Below are 18,864 nucleotides of genomic sequence, written 5' to 3'. Positions count from 1 at the left end.
TGTGCTTACTTCCCGGTCTTGCTGAGGGTGCCGGTTTTTCCACCCAGGAACCGGAAGTAAACAAAGCCGGCCGCCAGCAGGAAGAACACGGTCAGTGCTTGAACGCCCAGTGGGCTGCCTGCCGCGGTGGTTGCTGCCGAAAGGGCACCCGCGGCGACCACAACGGGGGCCGCCTGGAGGGTCGGCTCAGGGCTCGGCGACTCCGAGGCGGGAGCCAGAGCCGCGGCAGACGGCGTGGCCGGTGCGCTGGTCTGGGCCGGAGCGGGCTCGGAAGGTGCCGCGCTGGCCAGCGGCGGGGCCAGGACCTGTGCCGCCGGAATGTTCGGCGGCGCGGGCGCAGCCGCAGCACCGGTCGCGACGGGCGGGGCCATCGGGTCTGTGACGCGACCCGGCATGCCGGGGTTAGCTGGGGGCGCCACCACAGCTGGCGGCGGGGCGGGCCGGTTCGCGGCAGGGGGCGCCGGGTCCGCAGGTGGCGCGGGCGCGGGGTTAGCGGGGGGCACGGGTACCGGGTTAGCGGGCGCCGGGGCGGTGGCGGGCGGCGGGACGGGGGTTGGTGGATCTGCCGGCGCCGGAGCGGGATCCGTGACAACCGGAGTGGGGTCAACGGTCGTGAAATCATCGGCGTGGGCGGCGGCAACCGTTCCCAAGGTCGCCCCGAAAACCGAAAGCGCAAAGAATCCAGTCAATGCTTTCGTGGCTATGCGGCCGCGCAGATTCAACACGAGTGCTCCCCCAAGGTGCGAGATTTAGATATGGCGTGCGTGGGCTTTTGGCCTGACCTGACCTCGCTGTCGGCACCGCCCGAAATTCACGCTTTTGGCAGTCTACTCTATGGTTTTTCCCAGACTCGCCACGTTCTTCGAAATCGCTGATAACAGCAGAGCCACAGATTCACAACCGGTTGAGGTACTCCTTTAGCCGCGCTGCCGCGCCGGCGGGACGGAAGCCCAGCGCCGTAAGCTTCCCCAGGTTGAGCATGCTGTTGGCTGGCCGCGGAGAAACGTTCTTTCCTGCGAAGTATTCGGCCGTGCTGACGCCCCTGATTGAGGCCTTCGATCCCCCGCTGAGCTCGTAGACGTCGGTGGCAACGTCTGCCCAGGACTGCGGTTCCCCGGTGTTGCTGAAGTTGTAGGTCCCGTACGGCGCGCCCGTGTCGAGCAGGTGCCGGATCCCGGCGGCAATATCCTGCGTGAAGCTGAGGCGGCCGATCTGGTCATTGACCACCGACGGCTCAATGCCGCGGGCCGCGAGGGCGGCCATGGTGCGGACAAAGTTGTTGCCGTCGCCAATGACCCAGCTGGTGCGCACAATGTAGTGCCGGGGCACCACGCTGACCACGGCGTCGCCGGCGGCCTTAGTCTGGCCGTACACGCCCAGCGGAGAGACGGGCTCGTCCTCGGTGTGCACCTCCTGGCTCCCGTCGAAGACGTAGTCGGAGGAGACGTGAACCAGGACCAGGTCATGGTCGACGGCGGCGCGGGCCAGCCGCGCGACGGCGGTGACGTTGACTGCCCAGGCGGCTTTGCGGCCTTCCGGTGTCTCCGCTAGGTCCACCGCGGTGTAGGCGGCGGCGTTGATAACGGCCGAGTAGTTCCTCCAGTTGCGCTCCGCGAAGGCGCCCTCGCTGCCGAGATCGAATTCGGCGCGGCCGGCGAACTCGACTGCATGGTCGCCGTCGTACTCTTTACGCAGCGCCTTGCCGAGCTGGCCGTCGGCGCCGAGGACCAGGATCTTCTTGGGCGGCATCGGCGTGACATCCGCCAGCCTCGGGTGCGCCTTGTCCTTGTCCGAGAGCTCGGCCTGCTCCAGCGGCACCGGCCAGTTGATGGCAGCGGTCTCGTCGGCGAGGTTCAGGAAAGTGTATTGGCCCTGGGCATCGGCGGACCAGTGGTCGTTGACCAGATAGGTGTAGGCGGTGTGGTCCTCCAGCGTCTGGAAGGCGTTCCCCACTCCGCGGGGAATGAAGATCGCCTGGCCGGGATCAAGTTCGGCGGTGAACACGGCGCCGAAGCTTGGCCCCTCGCGCAGGTCCACCCAGGCACCGAAAATGCGTCCGGTGGCCACGGAGACGAACTTGTCCCACGGTTCGGCATGGATGCCGCGGGTGGTGCCGGCTTTCTCGTTGAATGAGATGTTGTTCTGCACGGGGCGGAAGTCCGGCAGTCCGAGGGCCACCATCTTTTCCCGCTGCCAGTTCTCCTTGAACCAGCCCCGGTTGTCACCGTGGACCGGAAGGTCATAGAGGACGACGCCGGGAATCGGGGTCCCGTGGGCGGTGAGCTTCTTCGAGAACTCGATCGTCATGGTCTACTGGCCCTGTTCCGTGTACTTGGCTTCCGTGGCGGCCTTCTGCGGCCGCCACCAGTCCTCGTTGTTCCGGTACCAGGCGATGGTGTCTTCGATGCCGGCGTCGAAGTTGGAGAACTTCGGTTCCCAGCCGAGTTCATCGCGAAGCTTGGCGGAGTCGATCGCGTACCGCAGGTCGTGGCCGGGCCGGTCCACCACGTGGTCGTAGGCGTCCGGTGCCTCCCCCATGTGCTTGAGGATCAGCTCGACGACGTCCTTGTTGTTTTTCTCGCCGTCGGCGCCGATCAGGTAGGTCTCCCCGATCCGGCCCCTGGCGATTATCGCCAGGACCGCGGACGAGTGGTCATTGGCGTGGATCCAGTCGCGGACGTTCTCGCCCTTGCCGTAGAGCTTGGGGCGCATGCCGTCGATTACGTTGGTGATCTGCCGCGGGATGAACTTCTCCACGTGCTGGTAGGGACCGTAGTTGTTCGAGCAGTTGCTGATGGTCGCCTGCAGGCCGAAGGACCGGACCCATGCGCGGACCAGCAGGTCCGAGCCGGCCTTGGTCGAGGAATACGGGCTGGAGGGGTTGTAGGGCGTGTTCTCGGTGAACCGCCCCGGATCGTCGAGCTCAAGGTCGCCGTAGACCTCGTCGGTGGAGATGTGGTGGTACCGCTTGTTGTGCTTCCTCGCGGCTTCGATCAGCGTGTATGTCCCAGCGATGTTCGTATCAAGGAACGGGCGCGGGTCCTGCAGCGAGTTGTCATTGTGGGATTCCGCCGCATAGTGGACCACGACGTCGGCGTCCGCCACCAGGCCCTCAACTACCGCGGCGTCGCAGATGTCTCCGCGCACGAACCGGAAACGTTCCTCCGGAAGGCCTTTGAGGGACTCCAGGTTGCCCGCATAGGTCAGCTTGTCCAGGACCGTGACATGGCTGCTGGTGTTTTTCATGACGTAGTGAACGAAGTTCGAGCCGATGAAGCCAGCGCCACCTGTGACAAGCAGTTTCTGCATGATTCAGACCATACCCGTTGCGGTTGCCCGGATAAACATAAATGATGTGCCCATGCGTGGAATCATTCTGGCCGGGGGAACCGGATCAAGGCTGCATCCAATTACTTTCGGCATCAGCAAGCAGCTGGTTCCGGTCTATGACAAACCGATGATCTACTATCCTCTTTCCACACTTATCCTGGCCGGAATTAGGGACATCCTCGTTATCACGGCCCCGCAAGATTCCGAGCCCTTCCGCCGGCTGCTGGGGGACGGCTCACAATTTGGGGTTTGCATCACCTACAAAGTTCAACTGGCTCCGGATGGGCTCGCCCAGGCCTTCATCCTCGGCGAGGAGCACATTGGTGGCGATTCGGTGGCCCTGGTCCTGGGCGACAACATCTTCTACGGCCCCGGAATGGGAACACAGTTGGCACGATTTTCCGACGTGGAAGGAGGCTCGGTTTTTGGCTACTGGGTTCAGAATCCCGGGGCCTACGGCGTAGTCGAGTTCGACGACGCCGGCCGCGTGCTGACGCTGGAAGAGAAACCCCCCGCACCCAAGAGCAACTACGCGGTGCCCGGGCTCTATTTTTACGATAATGACGTTGTCGACATTGCCCGCGAACTAAAACCCTCGCCCCGCGGCGAGCTGGAAATCACGGATGTGAACAAGGCATATTTGGGCCTGGACAAACTTCACGTCGAGGTCCTCCCCCGGGGTACGGCCTGGCTGGACACCGGCACCTTCGACGATCTCAATGACGCCTCAAATTTCGTTCGCACCGTCCAGAAACGCCAGGGGTTGATTATCGGTGCGCCGGAGGAAATTTCCTGGCGGCTGGGGTTCCTCACTGACGAGGAGCTGCGGGCCAGGGCCGAGCCTTTGGTGAAGAGCGGCTACGGTTCCTACCTCCTTGGCCTGCTCGAGCTGTAGCCGGGGGTCGTGACGCCCCGCAGGCCGGGTTAAGCTGGATGAATGCTTCAGTTCAGCCGCTTAGTTTCCGCGCGCCTTGCCGTGGCCGTCGCCGCGGCAGCAGCATCCGGGCTTGCCCTTACCGCCTGCTCCCCGGTGGTTGACGTCACGCCCGCCAAGGATGCCGCGAACGCGGCCTGCGCGCCGATGATGCTGGCACTTCCCGATGCCGTCGGGGACGCCAAGCTGCGCAAAACCAATGCCCAGGCCACGGCGGCCTGGGGCGATCCATCCTCATTGATCCTTCGCTGCGGAGTCAACGTTCCCGGCCCCACCACGGACCGCTGTGTGAGCGTCAACGGCGTGGACTGGGTCATCAAGGAAGGCAACCCGGTGTGGACGCTGACCACGTTTGGCCGCGAACCCGCCACGGAAATCCTGCTGGACCCGAACAAGATCAGTTCCGCCACCGTGCTGGCCGACCTCGCCCCCGCGGCGCTGAAGATCAAGGCGACCCGCAAGTGTGTGGGCCAGGAAGACCTGCAGAACCTGCCGTCCAGCAAATAGATCATGCACGCCCCGGGGGCGGGTCACCGCCAGGCGGTCCCGGCCCCAGGGCGCGGCGGTGCTTAACGCAGGCCCGTCTTGCGGTGCAGGGCGAGGTGGATCAGCTCGTCGATGAGTTCGGCGTAGCCCACGCCCGAGGCCTTCCACATCTGCGGGTACATGCTCTTGGGCGTGAACCCGGGCATGGTGTTGATCTCGTTGATGATCAGTTCGCCCTCGGGGGTGTAGAAGAAGTCCACCCGGCTCAGGCCCTCGGCGCCGACGGCGTCGAAGGCGACGGCGGCCAGTTCCCGGACCCGGGTGATCGCCTCTTCGGGGAGGTCGGCCGGGCAGCTGAGCGCGGCGGCGTCGTCGACGTATTTGGCGTTGAAGTCATAGAACTCGTGCCCGCCGCCCGCCACGGAAATCTCGCCCGGCATGGAAGTCCGCGGAGCATCAGTCCCCCGGCCCTCCAAGACCGCGCATTCAATCTCGCGGCCGTTGATGCCGGCCTCGATGACAAGCTTGGGGTCGTGCTCGCGGGCCGCCTCGATCGCGGCGTCCAGGCCCTCGAGGGAATCCACCTTGGAGATGCCCATGGAGGAGCCCGCCCGGGCGGGTTTGACGAACACGGGGAAGCCGAGCTGGTCCACGCGCTTGCGGACGGTTTCCGGATCTGTGAGCCACTGCCGGTCGGTCACTGCGATGTACGGCCCCACGTGGAGTCCGGCCGATTCGAAGACCACTTTCATGAAGTGCTTGTCCATGCCTACCGCGGACGCCAGCACGCCGGCGCCGACGTAGCGCGTGTCGGACAGTTCCAGGAGGCCCTGGATGGTCCCGTCCTCGCCGAAGGGCCCGTGCAGCAGCGGGAAGACGACGTCCACGGTGCCGAGTTCCTGCGGAACTGTGTTCGGGGAGGCCACGATCAGCTGGTGCTCGCCGCCGATCTCGGCCAGGGCCACGGTCTGCGCCGAGGGCGCGACTTCGGGCAGCGAGGACGCGGAGAGCGACCACGAGTTGGTGTCCCCGGAGGCCAAAACCCATTGGCCGGTCTTGGCGATCCCGATCGGGATGACGTCGTACTTGTCCCGGTCGATGGCGCCCAGGACGCCGGCTGCGGTCACGCAGCTGACGGCGTGCTCGCTGGAACGGCCGCCGAACAGCACCGCAACGCGGGGTTTCGACTGGCCGGGACGGTCTTCTGTGGTCATGTTCTCAGACACTCTCAGTGGTCGCCTTCGGCTTTCAGGTCCCGGGACAGCAGCAGCGGGCCCAGTTCGTCTACGGACAGTTTTCCGGCCAGGACGGCGACGACGGCGGCCGTGATCGGCATGTCGACGCCGAGCTTACCGGCAAGTTCATGAACCGCCTGGCTGGACTTGATGCCTTCGGCCGTCTGCTTCATTTCGGCCGTGACCTCCTCCAGCGTGAGTCCCTTGCCGAGCAGCCTGCCGGCGGTGTGGTTCCGGGACAGCGGGGAGGAGCACGTGGCCACGAGATCGCCCAGGCCGGCAAGGCCCGCCATGGTGCGGGCCTCGCCGCCCAGGGCGAGCGTCAGCCGGGAGGTCTCAGCCAGGCCGCGGGTGATCACCGAGGCTTTGGTGTTGTCGCCCATCTGCTTGCCTTCGCAGATGCCCACGGCCAGGGCAATCACATTCTTGACGATCCCGCCAATTTCGACGCCGATCACGTCCGTGGTGGTGTACGGGCGGAAGTAGGGCGCGGTGCAACTGCGGGCAATCCAGCCAGCCGTGACCGGATCCGCGCAGGCCACCACGGACGCCGTCGGCTCTTCCCGCGCGATCTCCATGGCCAGGTTGGGCCCGGAGACCACGGCGACGCGCTCGGCGGGCAGGTCCAGCTCCGCGCGGATGACCTCACTCATGCGGGCATCGGTATGGAGCTCGAGGCCCTTCATCAGGGACACGACGACGGCGCCAGGAGCCAGATGCTCCTTCCAAGCCTGCAGCTGCGGCCGCAGGGTCTGCGCCGGAACGGCCAGGATGACCAGCTCCGCTCCGGTGAGGACCTCGCCGACGTCTTTGGACGCTGCGATGCTGGACGGCAGGGTGATGCCCTTGAGGTACTGCTCATTGCGGTGCAGGGTATTGATTTGGTCCACGATTTCCGGGCGCCGGCCCCAGAGCCGGATGCTTCGTTCGACGCCGGAGGCGGTGGCCGCGTCCGCGACGATCTTGGCGAAGGTGGTACCCCAGGAGCCTGCGCCCAGGACGGCCACGGTGCTGGCCGAAGTTTCTCGTTCAAGCTTGACCGTCATCCGGTGCTGTCCCCAGTGTTCTCGTTCGTTGCGCCCCCGTCTTGGAGGGCACTGTCCCCGGTGCCGCCGCGCTCGACGAAGCGGCCCTGCGTGGGCTGGTTGTGCGCCGCCGGATCCCAGCGCTGCGCCGGCGGCTGTTCGCCGCGCAGTCCGGCAAGGAGCCCGGTAATGGCGTCCATGATGACATTTGTGGCCTCGTTGAGCGTTGCCCGGTCCAGCGGACGGCCGGCGAAGGCGCTTAAGTCGACCGGATCACCGACCACCAGGCGGGACGTCTTGCGCGGGAAGATGTAGAAACGCTTCGCGTACCGCGGAAAGACCTCCTGGGCGCCCCAATGGGCCATGGGAACCACCGGGATGCCGCTCTCCAGCGCCATGCGGGCCGCACCGGTGTGCCCCCTCATCGGCCAGAGCGCCGGGTCCCGGGTCAGGGTCCCCTCGGGGTAAATGATGATTGCCCCGCCTTCGTCCACGACCTCCCTGGCGAGCTGCAGCGCCAGGTTCGCTCCCGTCGTCGAGCGTTCCACCGGGATCTGCTTGGTGGACCGCAGGACGGCGCTCAGCACCGGCACCTTGAAGAGCCCGGCCTTGGCGAGGAAGTGCGGCATCCGCTTCTGGTTGTAGAGCATGTGCCCCACCACCAGCGGATCGATCTCCGTGCAGTGGTTGGGTGCGGCGATGAAGCCCCCCGCGGGCAGCTTCTCGAGGCCCTCCCACTTCTTGGCCATCAGGAGGTTCATCACGGGCCGGATAATCCCGGCGACCGTCACAAACGTGGCGTGGCTCTTGGCCGATTCCTTCACCGGGCGCCCACTACTTGGCCGAGGTGATGTCGAAATCGGCGCCGAGGCCCGCGAGCTTCTCCGTGAAGCGCTCGTAGCCGCGGTTGATGATGTCGATTCCGGTCACGCGGGAGGTTCCGGTGGCTGCCAGGGCGGCGATGAGGTGGCTAAATCCGCCGCGCAGGTCCGGGACGTCGATGTCGGTGCCCTTGAGCTGCGCCGGTCCGGAAATTACCGCCGAGTGCAGGAAGTTGCGCTGGCCGAAACGGCACGGCACGCTGCCGAGGCACTCGCGGTGGACCTGGATATTGGCGCCCATGCGGATCAGTGCATCGGTGAAGCCGAACCGGTTCTCGTAGACGGTCTCGTGGACGATCGAGACGCCCTCGGCCTGGGTCAGGGCGACGATGAGGGGCTGCTGCCAGTCCGTCATGAAGCCGGGGTGCACGTCTGTTTCGAGGACCAGCGGGTTGAGCTTGCCGCCGCGGTGGTAGAAGCGGATGCCGTCGTCGCCGATGTCCATGCCGCCGCCGACCTTGCGGTAGGTGTTCAGGAAGGTCATCATGTCCCGCTGGGTGGCGCCTTCAACGAAGATGTCGCCACGGGTGACGAGCGCCGCCGAGGCCCAAGAGGCCGATTCGTTGCGGTCCGAGAGGGCCCGGTGGTTGTACCCGCCCAGGTCCCGGACCCCTTCGATCCGGATGGTGCGGTCCGTCTGGACGCTGATGATGGCGCCCATCTTCTGCAGTACCGCGATGAGGTCCACGATTTCCGGCTCGGTGGCCGCACCGGAGAGCTCCGTGATGCCTTCGGCGCGGGTGGCGCTCAGCAGGACCTGCTCGGTGGCGCCGACGGACGGGTAGGGCAGCGCAATCTTGGCGCCCTTGAGCCCGTTCGGGGCGGAGATGTGGATGCCGCCGGGACGCTTTTCCACCACGGCACCGAACTGGCGCAGGACATTGAGGTGGTAGTCGATCGGACGGTCGCCGATCTTGCAGCCGCCCAGGTCCGGGATGAAGGCTTCGCCGATGGCGTGGATCAGGGGCCCGCACAGCAGGATCGGGATACGTGAATCGCCGGCGTGGGCGTCGATGGCGGTGCTGGAGGCCGTCTTGGCGCCCTTCGGGTCGAGCGTCAGGTCACCGCTTACGGGATCCTTATCAACCCGGACACCGTGGAGCTGAAGCAGGCTCGTGACAACCTCAACGTCCTTGATTTCGGGAACGTTGCGCAACACCGACGGCTCATTGCCCAGCAGGGCGGCAACCATGGCCTTGGGGACAAGATTCTTGGCCCCGCGAACGGTGACGCGGCCAGTTAGCGGGACGCCTCCGCGGATTGTCAGAACACTACTCATATACCGGTTTCCTCACGACTACTCGCCCCCAAATCCTTACAAAGGCTCCAGCTAAGCATAGGAGCATCCGTTACCGATCTGAAATACGGGGCCGTTCGAGGGGCCCCGAAGTGACTCCGCTGGACAGTGATGCGGCAATCTATTCGGCTGCCCGAAAGGGGCACCTACGAGTTGCCCTGCAGCTGCACGATCTCATTGTCCTCAGCTTGCTCTCGGCGTAATGGACAGGCACGGGAGGCGGGCAGGAAGGACGCGGAAGGCATGCCGTGACCTCCGTTGTCGGGGGCGCGGGCTAGACTCACGGAGTCCGCCGCTCGCGGACCAATTCACTGCAGCCAGCCGGCTGCACGAGCCTTGGGGGCCGCTGGTGATCACCAACTTGAAATCAAGACCTGCCGTCATGATCGTTTGTCTGACGATTTTCATAATGCTTTCGCTTGTCACGGCGCCTGTCGCCAGTGCTGCGTCGGATGTGGCCGGGCCCGTCATGGTCAGCTCCACAGTCACACCCACGTCGCTGAACATCGCCACGGGCCCGGCGACCGTCAAAGTCACCCTGCACTTGACCGACCAGACCGCGGTCAGCGAACCCACCGTGACCCTGGGCAACGACGCCACCGGACAAAGCCACGGCTTCGGCCCCATGACCCTGGTGTACGGCACCACCCGCGACGGCACGTGGGAACGCACCATGACCATCCCCAAAGGCTCCGCCACCGGAATCTGGAAGGTCACGCTGTTCCCGCTCGACGACACCCTCGGCAACACCTCAACCGGATTCCAAACCCTCGCCACCCTCAACGTGACCGGCCTTCCCTCTGATGTTGCCGGGCCCGTCATGGTCAGCTCCACAGTCACACCCACGTCGCTGAACATCGCCACGGGACCGGCGACCGTCAAAGTCACCCTGCACTTGACCGACCAGACTGCGGTTAGCGAACCCACCGTGACCCTGGGCAACGACGCCACGGGGCAAAGCCAAGGCTTCGGCCCCATGACCCTGGTCTACGGCACCACCCGCGACGGCACGTGGGAACGCACCATGACCATCCCCAAAGGCTCCGCCACCGGAATCTGGAAGGTCACGCTCTTCCCGCTCGAGGACACCCTCGGCAACACCTCAACGGCATTCCAAACCCTCGCCACCCTCAACGTGACCGGCCTTCCCTCTGATGTTGCCGGGCCCGTCATGGTCAGCTCCACAGTCACACCCACGTCCCTGAACATCACCACCGGACCGGCAACCGTCAAAGTCACCCTCCGACTGACCGACCAGACCGGCGCCCGCGAACCCGTCGTGACCCTAGACAACGACGCCACCGGGCAGAGCCAGGGCTTCGGCGCCATGACCCTGGTCTCCGGCACCACCCGGGACGGCACGTGGGAACGCACCATGACCATCCCCAAAGGCTCCGCCACCGGAATCTGGAAGGTCATGCTGTTCCCTCTCGACGACACCCTCGGCAACACCTCAACCGCATTCCAAACCCTCGCCACCCTCAACGTGACGGCAACTCTTCCCGGTCTCAAGGCAGCACCCACGCCAACCATGTCAGGAACCGCCAAGGTTGGGAGCACCCTCACGGCGCTCCCGGGCACCTGGTCGCCAGCCCCGGTGGCACTGGCTTACCAGTGGTACCGCTCCGGTGTCGCCATCACCGCGGCCAGCTTGCCGAGCTACAAGGTCACGGCCAGCGACATCGGAAAGACGATCACTGTCCGCGTAACAGGCAGGAAGGCTGGATACACCACCACCTCCAAGACCTCCGCCCCCACTGCCGCCGTCACCACGGGCACATTGAAGGCGCCCACACCTGCCGTGTCGGGCACAACTAAGGTCGGAATCACCCTCACGGCCACCCCGGGCACCTGGTCGCCGGCCGCGGTGGCACTGGCTTACCAGTGGTACCGCTCCGGTGTCGCCATCACCGCGGCCAGCTTGCCGAGCTACAAGGTCACGGCCAGCGACATCGGAAAGACGATCACTGTCCGCGTAACTGGCCGGAAGGCCGGATTCGCAACCACATCCAAGACATCCGCGCCGACAGCCGCCATCATTCGCTAACGAATAGGCTGCCGCTGTGCAGTCAGCATCCCGGGCGGAAGGTGCGGCAATTATTGTCAGAGGTCCCTGGGACTATGGATTCATGGACGGCAATCAGGGGCCCGACGTGGTTCCCGCAGACGCGGCACCGGCAGTTGCTGTGACGGTGACGGACGTGGCCGCGCTCCTGGCTGGCCTCCCGGCCCCTGGCAGCGCCGCCGCACTGATCGACCAGCTCCGGGACCTGGAGGACCTGAAGTCCGCCATCGCCGCCCGGCAGGCCCGCCTGGCTGTCGCCTTCGATCTGTCCCAGCGCCGGGACCAGGCCCGCGCCGGAATGCCCGCGGAGAAACTCGGCGCCGGTGTCGGCGCGCAGATCGCCCTCGCCCGGCGCGAATCCCCCGCCAAGGGCGGCCGGCTGCTGGGCCTGGCCAAGGCCCTCGTCACCGAGATGCCGCACACCCTCGCCGCGCTCGAAACCGGGATCCTCAACGAATGGCGCGCCACCCTCCTGGCCCGCGAAACCGCCTGCCTGACCGCGGCCGACCGGGCCGCCGTCGACGAGGAACTGGCGCCCGACGCCGGCACGTTCGCCGGGGCCGGTGACCGGGCCATTGTTGCCGCGGCGCGGGCCGCCGCGTACCGGCTCGACCCGCGCTCCGTCACCGACCGCGCCGCGCACGCCGCCACCGACCGGCACGTCAGCCTCCGCCCCGCCCCGGACACCATGTGCCACCTGACCGCGCTGCTCCCCGTCGCCCAGGGCGTCGCGGTCCACACGGCGCTGACCCGGCACGCCGACACCCTGCGCACCGCCGGGGACCCCCGCACCCGCGGCCAGGCCATGGCCGACACCCTCGTCGAACGCACCACCGGCACCCCCGGCGGCATCACCGGCATCGAGATCCAACTCATCCTGACCGACCGCACCCTCCTCCAAGCCGACGCCGAACCCGCCGTCCTGCCCGGCTACGGCATCGTCCCCGCCGAATGGGCCCGCAGGATCCTGCTGCCGGACGAGAACCCAGCACTGAACACCTGGCTCCGCCGCCTCTACACCCAACCCGGCACCGGCGACCTCATCGCGATGGACTCCCGCGCCCGCATCTTCCCCGCCGGACTGCGCCGCCTCATCCACGCCCGCGACCACACCTGCCGCACCCCGTACTGCGACGCCCCGATCCGCCACCTGGACCACATCGTCCCCCACCACGCCGGCGGCCAAACCACCAGCACCAACGGCGCCGGACTCTGCGAAGCCTGCAACCACACCAAAGAAACCCCCGGCTGGAAAACCACCCCCCGCCCCACCATCGCACTCACCACCCCCACCGGCCACACCTACCACTCCACCGCACCACCCCTACCCGGAACAGCGCTGCCCGGAACAGTGCTGGCCGGCGCACCGCTTCGCCCAACGGCCACGGGTCAGTCCGGACTCCGCCAACGATGCCAGCTGCGGCAGCGGGCTAAGGCCCTCAAAACCCGCAAGCGCGCGGCCATGGCGGGTGTCTGACGATGTGGACTCGAAGCGCCAGGCCACCAGCCCCTAAAGACAGAAGTGCCGTCGTCGAGTCTCACAACTCGACGACGGCACGTCATCACTTGTCTCAGCGCCAGGAGACTCCCGACATCAGCGGGCCTCAGGACCGAAAGCTGGGTCTGGAGCCCAGGGTCCGAAGCCGGGTCCTAGAACGCGGGCCCGGAGCCGATCATCCTCAGGACAGCCGGGCGGGCAGCGTCTTGGGCTTGAAGGAGGGCCGGGTGGCCTCGTAGGCCGTGATGTCCTCTTCGTGTTTGAGGGTCAGCCCGATGTCGTCCAGGCCCTCAAGGAGGCGCCACCGCGTGTAATCGTCAATCTCGAACGGCGCCACAATGTTGCCGCACGCGACGGTCTTGGACACGAGGTCCACCGTGACCTCTGTGCCGGGGGCGTTTTCGAGCTCCTTCCAGATGAGCTCGATGTCGTCCTGGGCAACCTCGGCGGCGAGCAGGCCCTGCTTGCCGGAGTTCCCGCGGAAGATGTCGGCGAAGCGCGAGGACAGCACGGTCTTGAAGCCGAAGTCCTTCAGTGCCCAAACGGCATGCTCGCGGGACGAGCCGGTGCCGAAGTCGGGGCCGGCCACCAGCACGGAACCCGCGTTGAACGGCGCCTGGTTCAGGATGAAGGACGGGTCCTTGCGCCACGCGGCGAAGAGCGCGTCCTCAAAGCCCGTGCGGGTAATGCGCTTGAGGTACACGGCGGGGATGATCTGGTCAGTGTCGACGTTGCTCTGGCGCAGCGGGACACCGATGCCGGTGTGGGTGGTGAACTTTTCCATGGCGGATCCTTCTTCGGCTGTATGGATCGAGGCTGTGTGGCTCGAGGCTTCAGATCTGGGCGCGGACTGTGCGGACGCGGCTACGCGGCGTCGACTTTGACCGCCGCGGACTCCGGAGCGGGGTCCAGGTCCGACGGCGAGCTCAGCGTGCCGCGGACCGCCGTCGCCGCAGCGACAACCGGCGAGACGAGGTGGGTGCGCCCGCCCTTGCCCTGGCGCCCCTCGAAGTTGCGGTTGGACGTAGAGGCGCAGCGCTCCCCCACCTCCAGCTGGTCCGGGTTCATGCCCAGGCACATGGAGCAGCCGGCAAAGCGCCACTCGGCACCGAAGTCCTTGAAGACCTTGTCCAGGCCCTCGGCCTCGGCCTCCAGGCGCACGCGGGCCGAGCCCGGCACCACGAGCATCCGGATGTTGGGATCCTTGGTCCGGCCGCGGATGATGTCCGCCGCGGCCCGGAGGTCCTCCATCCGTGAGTTGGTGCAGGAGCCCAGGAACACCGTGTCCACCCGGATGTCCTTCATCGGGGTGCCGGCCTCGAGCCCCATGTACTGCAGGGCCCGTTCGGCTGCGGCCTTGGCGTTCTCGTCGCCGAAGTCATCGGGCGAGGGCACCTTCGCGGACAGGGACACGCCCTGGCCCGGGTTGGTCCCCCACGTCACGAACGGCTCCAGGGTGTCGGCGTCGAGGTCCACCTCGACGTCGAACGCCGCGCCGTCGTCGGTGCTCAGGGTGTTCCAGTACTCGACGGCGGCGTCCCACTCGGGTCCCTCGGGGGCATGCGGGCGGCCGTACATGTAGTCGTAGGTGGTCTGGTCCGGCGCCACCAGGCCGGCCCGGGCGCCGGCCTCGATGGACATGTTGCAGATGGTCATCCGGGCTTCCATGGACAGCGCCCGGATGGCGGAGCCGCGGTATTCGAGCACGTAGCCCTGCCCGCCGCCGGTGCCGATCTTGGCGATGACGGCCAGGATGATGTCCTTGGCACTCACGCCGGGGCGCAGCGTGCCCTCCACGTTGATGGCCATGGTCTTGAACGGCTTCAGGGACAGCGTCTGGGTGGCCATGACGTGTTCCACCTCGGAGGTGCCGATGCCCATGGCGAGTGCCCCGAAGGCGCCGTGCGTGGAGGTGTGCGAGTCGCCGCAGACCACAGTCATGCCGGGCTGGGTGAGGCCCAGCTGGGGGCCCACCACGTGCACGATCCCCTGCTCGGCGTCGCCTAGTGAGTGCAGGCGGACGCCGAACTCCTGGCAGTTGTTGCGCAGAGTCTGGATCTGGGTCCGGCTGGTGAGATCGGCGATTGGCTTGTCGATGTCCAGCGTGGGAGTGTTGTGGTCCTCGGTGGCGATGGTGAGGTCCGGCCGGCGCAGCTTGCGCCCGGCGAGGCGCAGGCCTTCAAATGCCTGCGGGGAGGTGACCTCGTGGACCAGGTGGAGGTCAATGTAAAGGAGGTCCGGCTGGGCGTTGGCTCCTTCGCCGTCCCCCTTGCGCACCACGTGCGCGTCCCAGACTTTCTCGGCCAGTGTCTTTGCCACGGCCTGCTCCCTTCGCTGCGGTAAGTATTACGTTCCTACGGGCTGTCGCTTCCACTGAACCAGTACAGCCAAGTAATACGCCAGCGCGTTGACTTGCATCTCAGATAATGAGACGTCAATATCATTACATGGACAATTCTAGTGGCGTCGGTGTCATCGATAAAGCGGCCCATGTGCTTGACGCACTTGAGGCCGGCCCCACCACCCTGGCGCAGCTCGTGGCTGCCACCGGGCTGGCGCGGCCCACCGTGCACCGCCTGGCTCTCGCGCTGGTGCACCACCGGCTTGTGAGCCGCGATATCCAGGGCAGGTTCGTGCTGGGAAGCCGCCTCGTGGAGCTCGCTTCCGCAGCCGGCGAGGACCGCCTGATCGCCTCGGCCGGTCCCGTGCTCATGCAGCTGCGCGACGCCACCGGCGAAAGCGCCCAGATCTTCCGCCGCCAGGGCGACTGGCGTGTCTGCGTGGCCTCCGCCGAACGCCCCATCGGCCTGCGCGACACGATCCCCGTCGGCACCCAGCTGTCCATGAAAGCCGGTTCCGCCGCCCAGGTGCTGCTGGCCTGGGAAGATCACGATCGCCTCCTAGAAGGCCTCCAGTCCGCCCGCTTCACCCCCACCGTCCTGGCGGGTGTCCGACGCCGGGGCTGGGGTCAGAGCCTCGGCGAACGCGAGCCGGGCGTCGCCTCCGTTTCCGCACCGGTCCGCGGCCCGTCCGGCCGGGTGATTGCCGCGGTGTCCATCTCGGGCCCCATCGAGCGCCTGACCCGCCAGCCGGGTCGGCTGCACGCCGAGGTGGTCTGCAACGCGGGCCGCGTCCTGACCGAGGCGCTGCGCAAGACCAGCGACTAAGTATGCTGTGCGCATGAACAACTATGCGGTGTTCCTGCGTGGCATCAATGTGGGCGGCATCAATATCAAGATGGCCGACCTCAAGGCCGCGCTGAAGTCGCGGCCGTTTTCGGGCGTGCAGACCTTGTTGGCCAGTGGCAACGTCGTGCTGGCCAGCGAGCTGGACCCCGCAGGCGTCAAAAAGGAGTTCGAGGCCTGCCTGAGGGAAACCTTCGGCTATGACGCCTGGGTGGTGGTGCTGACCGCGGACCGCGTGGCGGCTTTGGTCGAGGCGTGCCCCTATCCGGCCGACGACGGGGCCACCCACAGCTACGTCACCCTCTCCTCGGATGAGGCGGTGCTTGCGGAACTCTTCGAAGCCGGCGTTGCTCTGGACGGGACCGACCTCACCCGGCTGGGCCCGGACGCCCTGGCCTGGCTCGCCCCCGTCGGCGGAACGCTGGAGAGCCCCTTCAGCAAGCTCTCCTCGAAGGCCAAGTACAAGGCCGCCACCACCACCCGCAACCTGCGCACCATGGTCAAGGTCCGCGACGCGGCGACCAAGCTGTAGCTCGGGTGGCCGGCCTGAGCGCATGATTCACCGAGAACCACCGTCGATTGCTCCGTAGCTGCCCTTTTGACCTGCCAGAAGGGCCGCTACGGAGCAATCGACGGGGATAGCCGGGCAGCGATGCACGGACCTATGTGCGGTCACTACGTTGGTCCCGAGCGCGCTGGGGCAACGAAATCCAGGGCAACGAAAAACGGCCCCGGGCTGATGCCCGGGACCGTTCCATTGGTGACCCCAGCGGGATTCGAACCCGCGTTACCGCCGTGAGAGGGCAGCGTACTAGGCCGCTATACGATGGGGCCGCGTACTTTCCAGAACCGCATTTCTGCCGTTCAAGCCAAATGATTGTTTCACACATTTGACCACTGTTTCAAATCGAACAAACGAGTCGAAACGTCCGAAGATCCGCGGAAAACCGCTAACTTTCAGAGCTGGGATACCAGGACTCGAACCTAGAATGACGGTACCAGAAACCGTAGTGTTGCCAATTACACCATATCCCAATGTGACTTCTGGACCGGATGTTTGGGTCTAAACCCTCGCTCCCGGCGCCTCAGCACGAGTAATTACTTTACCCGAGAGTTTTCGCTTGCACAAATCGGGCATCCGCCGCGGGCGCGGAGGGCTCGAAGCGGCCGAACTTCCCGCCGCTGGCCGCAAAATGCCCGCCAACCCTTGCCAATCCGGCGCCGCTAAGTTTACGCTCGGTAGGTTACCAATGAGTAACAACCCCCTCCCCACTCAGTTGCGGGCAGAACAACGGCCATTCTCGGATGTTATCTGCGTCACAGCTGCGGGGGCCGGCAGCAGAGCCGTTGCCGGCGAGATCGTCGAGAGGAATAACCTGTGCCACAGAGTCGTGTCGCCACCGCCCCACCCCGGACCCGGGCGCAACAGATCGCCATCGCCATCCTCGCCCTGCTGCTGATCGCGCTGCTGGGGTTCTATACCCTGGTCACCGGGCGCATCACGGACGGGTCCGCGCGGCTTAATGCCGGGGCCGGACAGGCCTCTGCCGGGGCGCAACAGCTGAAGGACGGTGCGGCCAAACTCGCCAACGGTGCAGGACAGGCGGACGCCGGAGCCGGCAAACTCTCGGATGGGGCCGCGAAGATCCAGGCCGGAATCGCCGGTAAGCTCGCCCCCGGCGCGGACAAACTCGAAGCCGGGGCCCAACAGCTCGCCACCGGCGCGGTCAAGATCCAGACAGACGTCAACAACAAGCTGGCCCCCGGCGTGTACAAGGTGGACGACGGAGCGCAGAAGCTCGCCGCGGGGGCCGTGCAGCTGTCCGCTGCCCTGACCCCCACCGCTTCCGGTACGGCCCCGAATAACCTGGCCGACGGCGCCACCCAGCTCGACGCCGGCGCGGCCCGGCTTGCCGACGGCACCGGCCGCCTGCAGGCGGGTACGGGTCAGCTGAAGGCCGGAACCGACCAGCTGAAGGCCGGAACGGACCAGCTGAAGGGCTACCGCGGGGCAAACAATAACCCTGAAGCCGGCACGGGAACCGCTGCGCTGGCCCAGGCTCTCGAGCTGTTGCAGGCCGCGGCCAATGATCCCGTCCAGGGCCTCGTTCCGCTGGCCGTGGTTAAGGACAAGATTGCCAAGATCCTTGACGGCGCCCACAGGCTCGATGCCGGCGCGTCCCAGCTGCAGGCCGGGGCGTCCCGGCTACAGTCCGGCGCGGGACAGCTGCAGACCGGAAGCACCCAGCTGAACACCGGCGCCGGCCAGCTCCATGCGGGCACCGGAAAGCTCACGGCAGGATTCGCCACCTTGGCCGGCAAGCTCAATAGCCAGGATCCCAACAGCCCCGGAGTCGTCCTTGGCACCCAACTCCTCGCGGCCGGCACCGCCAAGATCCGCGTCGGCATGGACGGGGTCCCGGGCGACCCCGAGCACCCCGGCCTGCTCAAGGCCGCCGCAAGGATGACCGACGGCAGCTCACGTCTTGCCGACGGCACGCTGGCGCTGAATGCCGGCATCGCGGGAGATCCCGCGGATCCGGCCAACCCCGGACTGCTGAAGGGTTCCACGGCCCTCGCCACCGGAGCGTCGCAGCTCTCGGCAGGGAGCACCAAGCTGGCCTCGGGCTCCACCAAACTGTCCACCGGCGCCGACAAGCTCGCCGACGGCAACGCCAAGATCGCCGCAGGAACCGGAACCCTGTACTCAAGCGCCGCGGCGGTCTCGCCGTCGAACATGATCAAGGCCGACGTGGCGGTAGCCCTGGGCCTCGTGGCCCTCCTGGGCATGGGCGCCGTCGGCGCCTACCTGGCACTTCGGAACCGGCGCCTGGCGCAGGAGAGGCGCCTGGCTCAGGCGTCGGCCTAGCCGGTCATGCCAACGGCCCCGCTGGAAGGAATTCCCTTCTGGCGGGGCCGTTTTTGTTC

At 66.5% G+C, this 18,864-nt stretch carries 16 protein-coding genes and 2 tRNA genes; 7 read left to right on the top strand and 11 right to left on the bottom strand.

The window, feature by feature from the left end:
* Positions 1-5: 5 nt before the first annotated feature.
* The 3 genes from AB4Y72_RS16045 to rfbB all read right to left on the bottom strand — a co-directional run bounded on the left by AB4Y72_RS16045 (position 6) and on the right by rfbB (position 3,309).
* Entirely contained in the window at positions 6-371 is a 366-nt protein-coding gene (locus AB4Y72_RS16045) for a hypothetical protein (protein ID WP_441427140.1), read from the bottom strand.
* A 523-nt stretch (positions 372-894) separates the two neighbouring features.
* On the bottom strand, positions 895-2,307 hold the full coding sequence (locus AB4Y72_RS16040) for a sugar nucleotide-binding protein (protein ID WP_441427139.1): 1,413 nt from the start codon (positions 2,305-2,307) through the stop codon (positions 895-897).
* A 3-nt stretch (positions 2,308-2,310) separates the two neighbouring features.
* Entirely contained in the window at positions 2,311-3,309 is a 999-nt protein-coding gene (gene rfbB / locus AB4Y72_RS16035) for a dTDP-glucose 4,6-dehydratase (protein WP_441427138.1), read from the bottom strand.
* 52 nt (positions 3,310-3,361) lie between these two features.
* Between rfbB and rfbA the strand changes: the two genes are divergently transcribed.
* Both rfbA and AB4Y72_RS16025 read left to right on the top strand, forming a co-directional pair.
* Positions 3,362-4,225 (top strand): glucose-1-phosphate thymidylyltransferase RfbA, encoded by an 864-nt coding sequence (gene rfbA / locus AB4Y72_RS16030; RefSeq protein WP_441427137.1) that lies wholly within the window; start codon positions 3,362-3,364, stop codon positions 4,223-4,225.
* Positions 4,226-4,267: 42 nt separating this feature from the next.
* Positions 4,268-4,771 carry a DUF3515 family protein gene (locus AB4Y72_RS16025; protein WP_441427136.1) on the top strand — a complete coding sequence of 168 codons (504 nt, stop codon included), beginning with the start codon at positions 4,268-4,270 and terminating at the stop codon, positions 4,769-4,771.
* Positions 4,772-4,833: 62 nt separating this feature from the next.
* On the opposite strand, the gene AB4Y72_RS16020 is transcribed toward AB4Y72_RS16025, so the two are convergent.
* The 4 genes from AB4Y72_RS16020 to murA are packed head-to-tail and all read right to left on the bottom strand — an operon-like array spanning position 4,834 to position 9,170.
* On the bottom strand, positions 4,834-5,964 hold the full coding sequence (locus AB4Y72_RS16020; protein ID WP_441427135.1) for a D-alanine--D-alanine ligase family protein: 1,131 nt from the start codon (positions 5,962-5,964) through the stop codon (positions 4,834-4,836).
* Between the two features lie 14 nt (positions 5,965-5,978).
* The gene (locus AB4Y72_RS16015) at positions 5,979-7,031 is read right to left on the bottom strand and encodes an NAD(P)H-dependent glycerol-3-phosphate dehydrogenase (protein ID WP_441427134.1); all 1,053 of its coding nucleotides are present in this window, start codon (positions 7,029-7,031) and stop codon (positions 5,979-5,981) included.
* Positions 7,028-7,834: a lysophospholipid acyltransferase family protein gene (locus AB4Y72_RS16010; RefSeq protein WP_441427133.1), complete on the bottom strand. Its 807-nt coding sequence runs from the start codon at positions 7,832-7,834 to the stop codon at positions 7,028-7,030. The genes AB4Y72_RS16015 and AB4Y72_RS16010 overlap by 4 nt, the downstream gene beginning before the upstream one ends.
* Before the next feature lie 10 nt (positions 7,835-7,844).
* Positions 7,845-9,170, bottom strand: coding sequence for a UDP-N-acetylglucosamine 1-carboxyvinyltransferase (gene murA, locus AB4Y72_RS16005; RefSeq protein WP_120954525.1), 1,326 nt, complete (start codon positions 9,168-9,170; stop codon positions 7,845-7,847).
* A gap of 427 nt (positions 9,171-9,597) precedes the next feature.
* Between murA and AB4Y72_RS16000 the strand changes: the two genes are divergently transcribed.
* Complete coding sequence (locus AB4Y72_RS16000) at positions 9,598-11,235, top strand: hypothetical protein (RefSeq protein WP_441427132.1); 1,638 nt, start codon at positions 9,598-9,600, stop codon at positions 11,233-11,235.
* An 82-nt stretch (positions 11,236-11,317) separates the two neighbouring features.
* Positions 11,318-12,730 (top strand): HNH endonuclease, encoded by a 1,413-nt coding sequence (locus AB4Y72_RS15995; RefSeq protein WP_441427131.1) that lies wholly within the window; start codon positions 11,318-11,320, stop codon positions 12,728-12,730.
* Positions 12,731-12,932: 202 nt separating this feature from the next.
* On the opposite strand, the gene leuD is transcribed toward AB4Y72_RS15995, so the two are convergent.
* Together leuD and leuC are read right to left on the bottom strand one after the other, a co-directional pair.
* Entirely contained in the window at positions 12,933-13,535 is a 603-nt protein-coding gene (gene leuD / locus AB4Y72_RS15990; RefSeq protein WP_441427130.1) for a 3-isopropylmalate dehydratase small subunit, read from the bottom strand.
* An 80-nt stretch (positions 13,536-13,615) separates the two neighbouring features.
* A complete protein-coding gene (gene leuC, locus AB4Y72_RS15985) occupies positions 13,616-15,070 on the bottom strand; it encodes a 3-isopropylmalate dehydratase large subunit (protein WP_441427129.1) in 1,455 nt (484 codons plus the stop codon).
* Between the two features lie 128 nt (positions 15,071-15,198).
* Here leuC and AB4Y72_RS15980 point away from each other — a divergent pair, with 128 nt between their 5' ends.
* Both AB4Y72_RS15980 and AB4Y72_RS15975 read left to right on the top strand, forming a co-directional pair.
* Positions 15,199-15,918 carry an IclR family transcriptional regulator gene (locus AB4Y72_RS15980; protein WP_441427128.1) on the top strand — a complete coding sequence of 240 codons (720 nt, stop codon included), beginning with the start codon at positions 15,199-15,201 and terminating at the stop codon, positions 15,916-15,918.
* 13 nt (positions 15,919-15,931) lie between these two features.
* Positions 15,932-16,468, top strand: a complete 537-nt coding sequence (locus AB4Y72_RS15975; RefSeq protein WP_441427127.1) for a DUF1697 domain-containing protein — start codon at positions 15,932-15,934, stop codon at positions 16,466-16,468.
* 226 nt (positions 16,469-16,694) lie between these two features.
* Here AB4Y72_RS15975 and AB4Y72_RS15970 read toward each other — a convergent pair.
* Positions 16,695-16,770 (bottom strand) — tRNA-Glu (locus tag AB4Y72_RS15970).
* Positions 16,771-16,899: 129 nt separating this feature from the next.
* Positions 16,900-16,971, bottom strand: a tRNA-Gln gene (locus tag AB4Y72_RS15965).
* Positions 16,972-17,314: 343 nt separating this feature from the next.
* Here AB4Y72_RS15965 and AB4Y72_RS15960 point away from each other — a divergent pair.
* Positions 17,315-18,805 (top strand): hypothetical protein, encoded by a 1,491-nt coding sequence (locus tag AB4Y72_RS15960; RefSeq protein ID WP_441427126.1) that lies wholly within the window; start codon positions 17,315-17,317, stop codon positions 18,803-18,805.
* The last annotated feature ends 59 nt before the right edge of the window (positions 18,806-18,864 follow it).

Origin of the sequence: Arthrobacter sp. YAF34, from assembly GCF_052113245.1 — a bacterium.
Taxonomy (GTDB): domain Bacteria; phylum Actinomycetota; class Actinomycetes; order Actinomycetales; family Micrococcaceae; genus Arthrobacter.
The sequence above is the reverse complement of the archived record's forward strand: the minus strand, read 5'-3'. Positions and strand labels throughout refer to the sequence as shown.

Coding starts and splice junctions, on each gene's coding strand:
- AB4Y72_RS16045 (WP_441427140.1), bottom strand. CDS start 371: ATGGCCCCGCCCGTCGCGACCGGTGCTGCGGCTGCGCCCGCGCCGCCG.
- AB4Y72_RS16040 (WP_441427139.1), bottom strand. CDS start 2,307: ATGACGATCGAGTTCTCGAAGAAGCTCACCGCCCACGGGACCCCGATT.
- rfbB (WP_441427138.1), bottom strand. CDS start 3,309: ATGCAGAAACTGCTTGTCACAGGTGGCGCTGGCTTCATCGGCTCGAAC.
- AB4Y72_RS16025 (WP_441427136.1), top strand. CDS start 4,268: ATGCTTCAGTTCAGCCGCTTAGTTTCCGCGCGCCTTGCCGTGGCCGTC.
- leuD (WP_441427130.1), bottom strand. CDS start 13,535: ATGGAAAAGTTCACCACCCACACCGGCATCGGTGTCCCGCTGCGCCAG.
- AB4Y72_RS15980 (WP_441427128.1), top strand. CDS start 15,199: ATGGACAATTCTAGTGGCGTCGGTGTCATCGATAAAGCGGCCCATGTG.
- AB4Y72_RS15995 (WP_441427131.1), top strand. CDS start 11,318: ATGGACGGCAATCAGGGGCCCGACGTGGTTCCCGCAGACGCGGCACCG.
- murA (WP_120954525.1), bottom strand. CDS start 9,170: ATGAGTAGTGTTCTGACAATCCGCGGAGGCGTCCCGCTAACTGGCCGC.
- AB4Y72_RS16000 (WP_441427132.1), top strand. CDS start 9,598: ATGCTTTCGCTTGTCACGGCGCCTGTCGCCAGTGCTGCGTCGGATGTG.
- AB4Y72_RS16020 (WP_441427135.1), bottom strand. CDS start 5,964: ATGACCACAGAAGACCGTCCCGGCCAGTCGAAACCCCGCGTTGCGGTG.
- AB4Y72_RS16015 (WP_441427134.1), bottom strand. CDS start 7,031: ATGACGGTCAAGCTTGAACGAGAAACTTCGGCCAGCACCGTGGCCGTC.
- rfbA (WP_441427137.1), top strand. CDS start 3,362: ATGCGTGGAATCATTCTGGCCGGGGGAACCGGATCAAGGCTGCATCCA.
- AB4Y72_RS15975 (WP_441427127.1), top strand. CDS start 15,932: ATGAACAACTATGCGGTGTTCCTGCGTGGCATCAATGTGGGCGGCATC.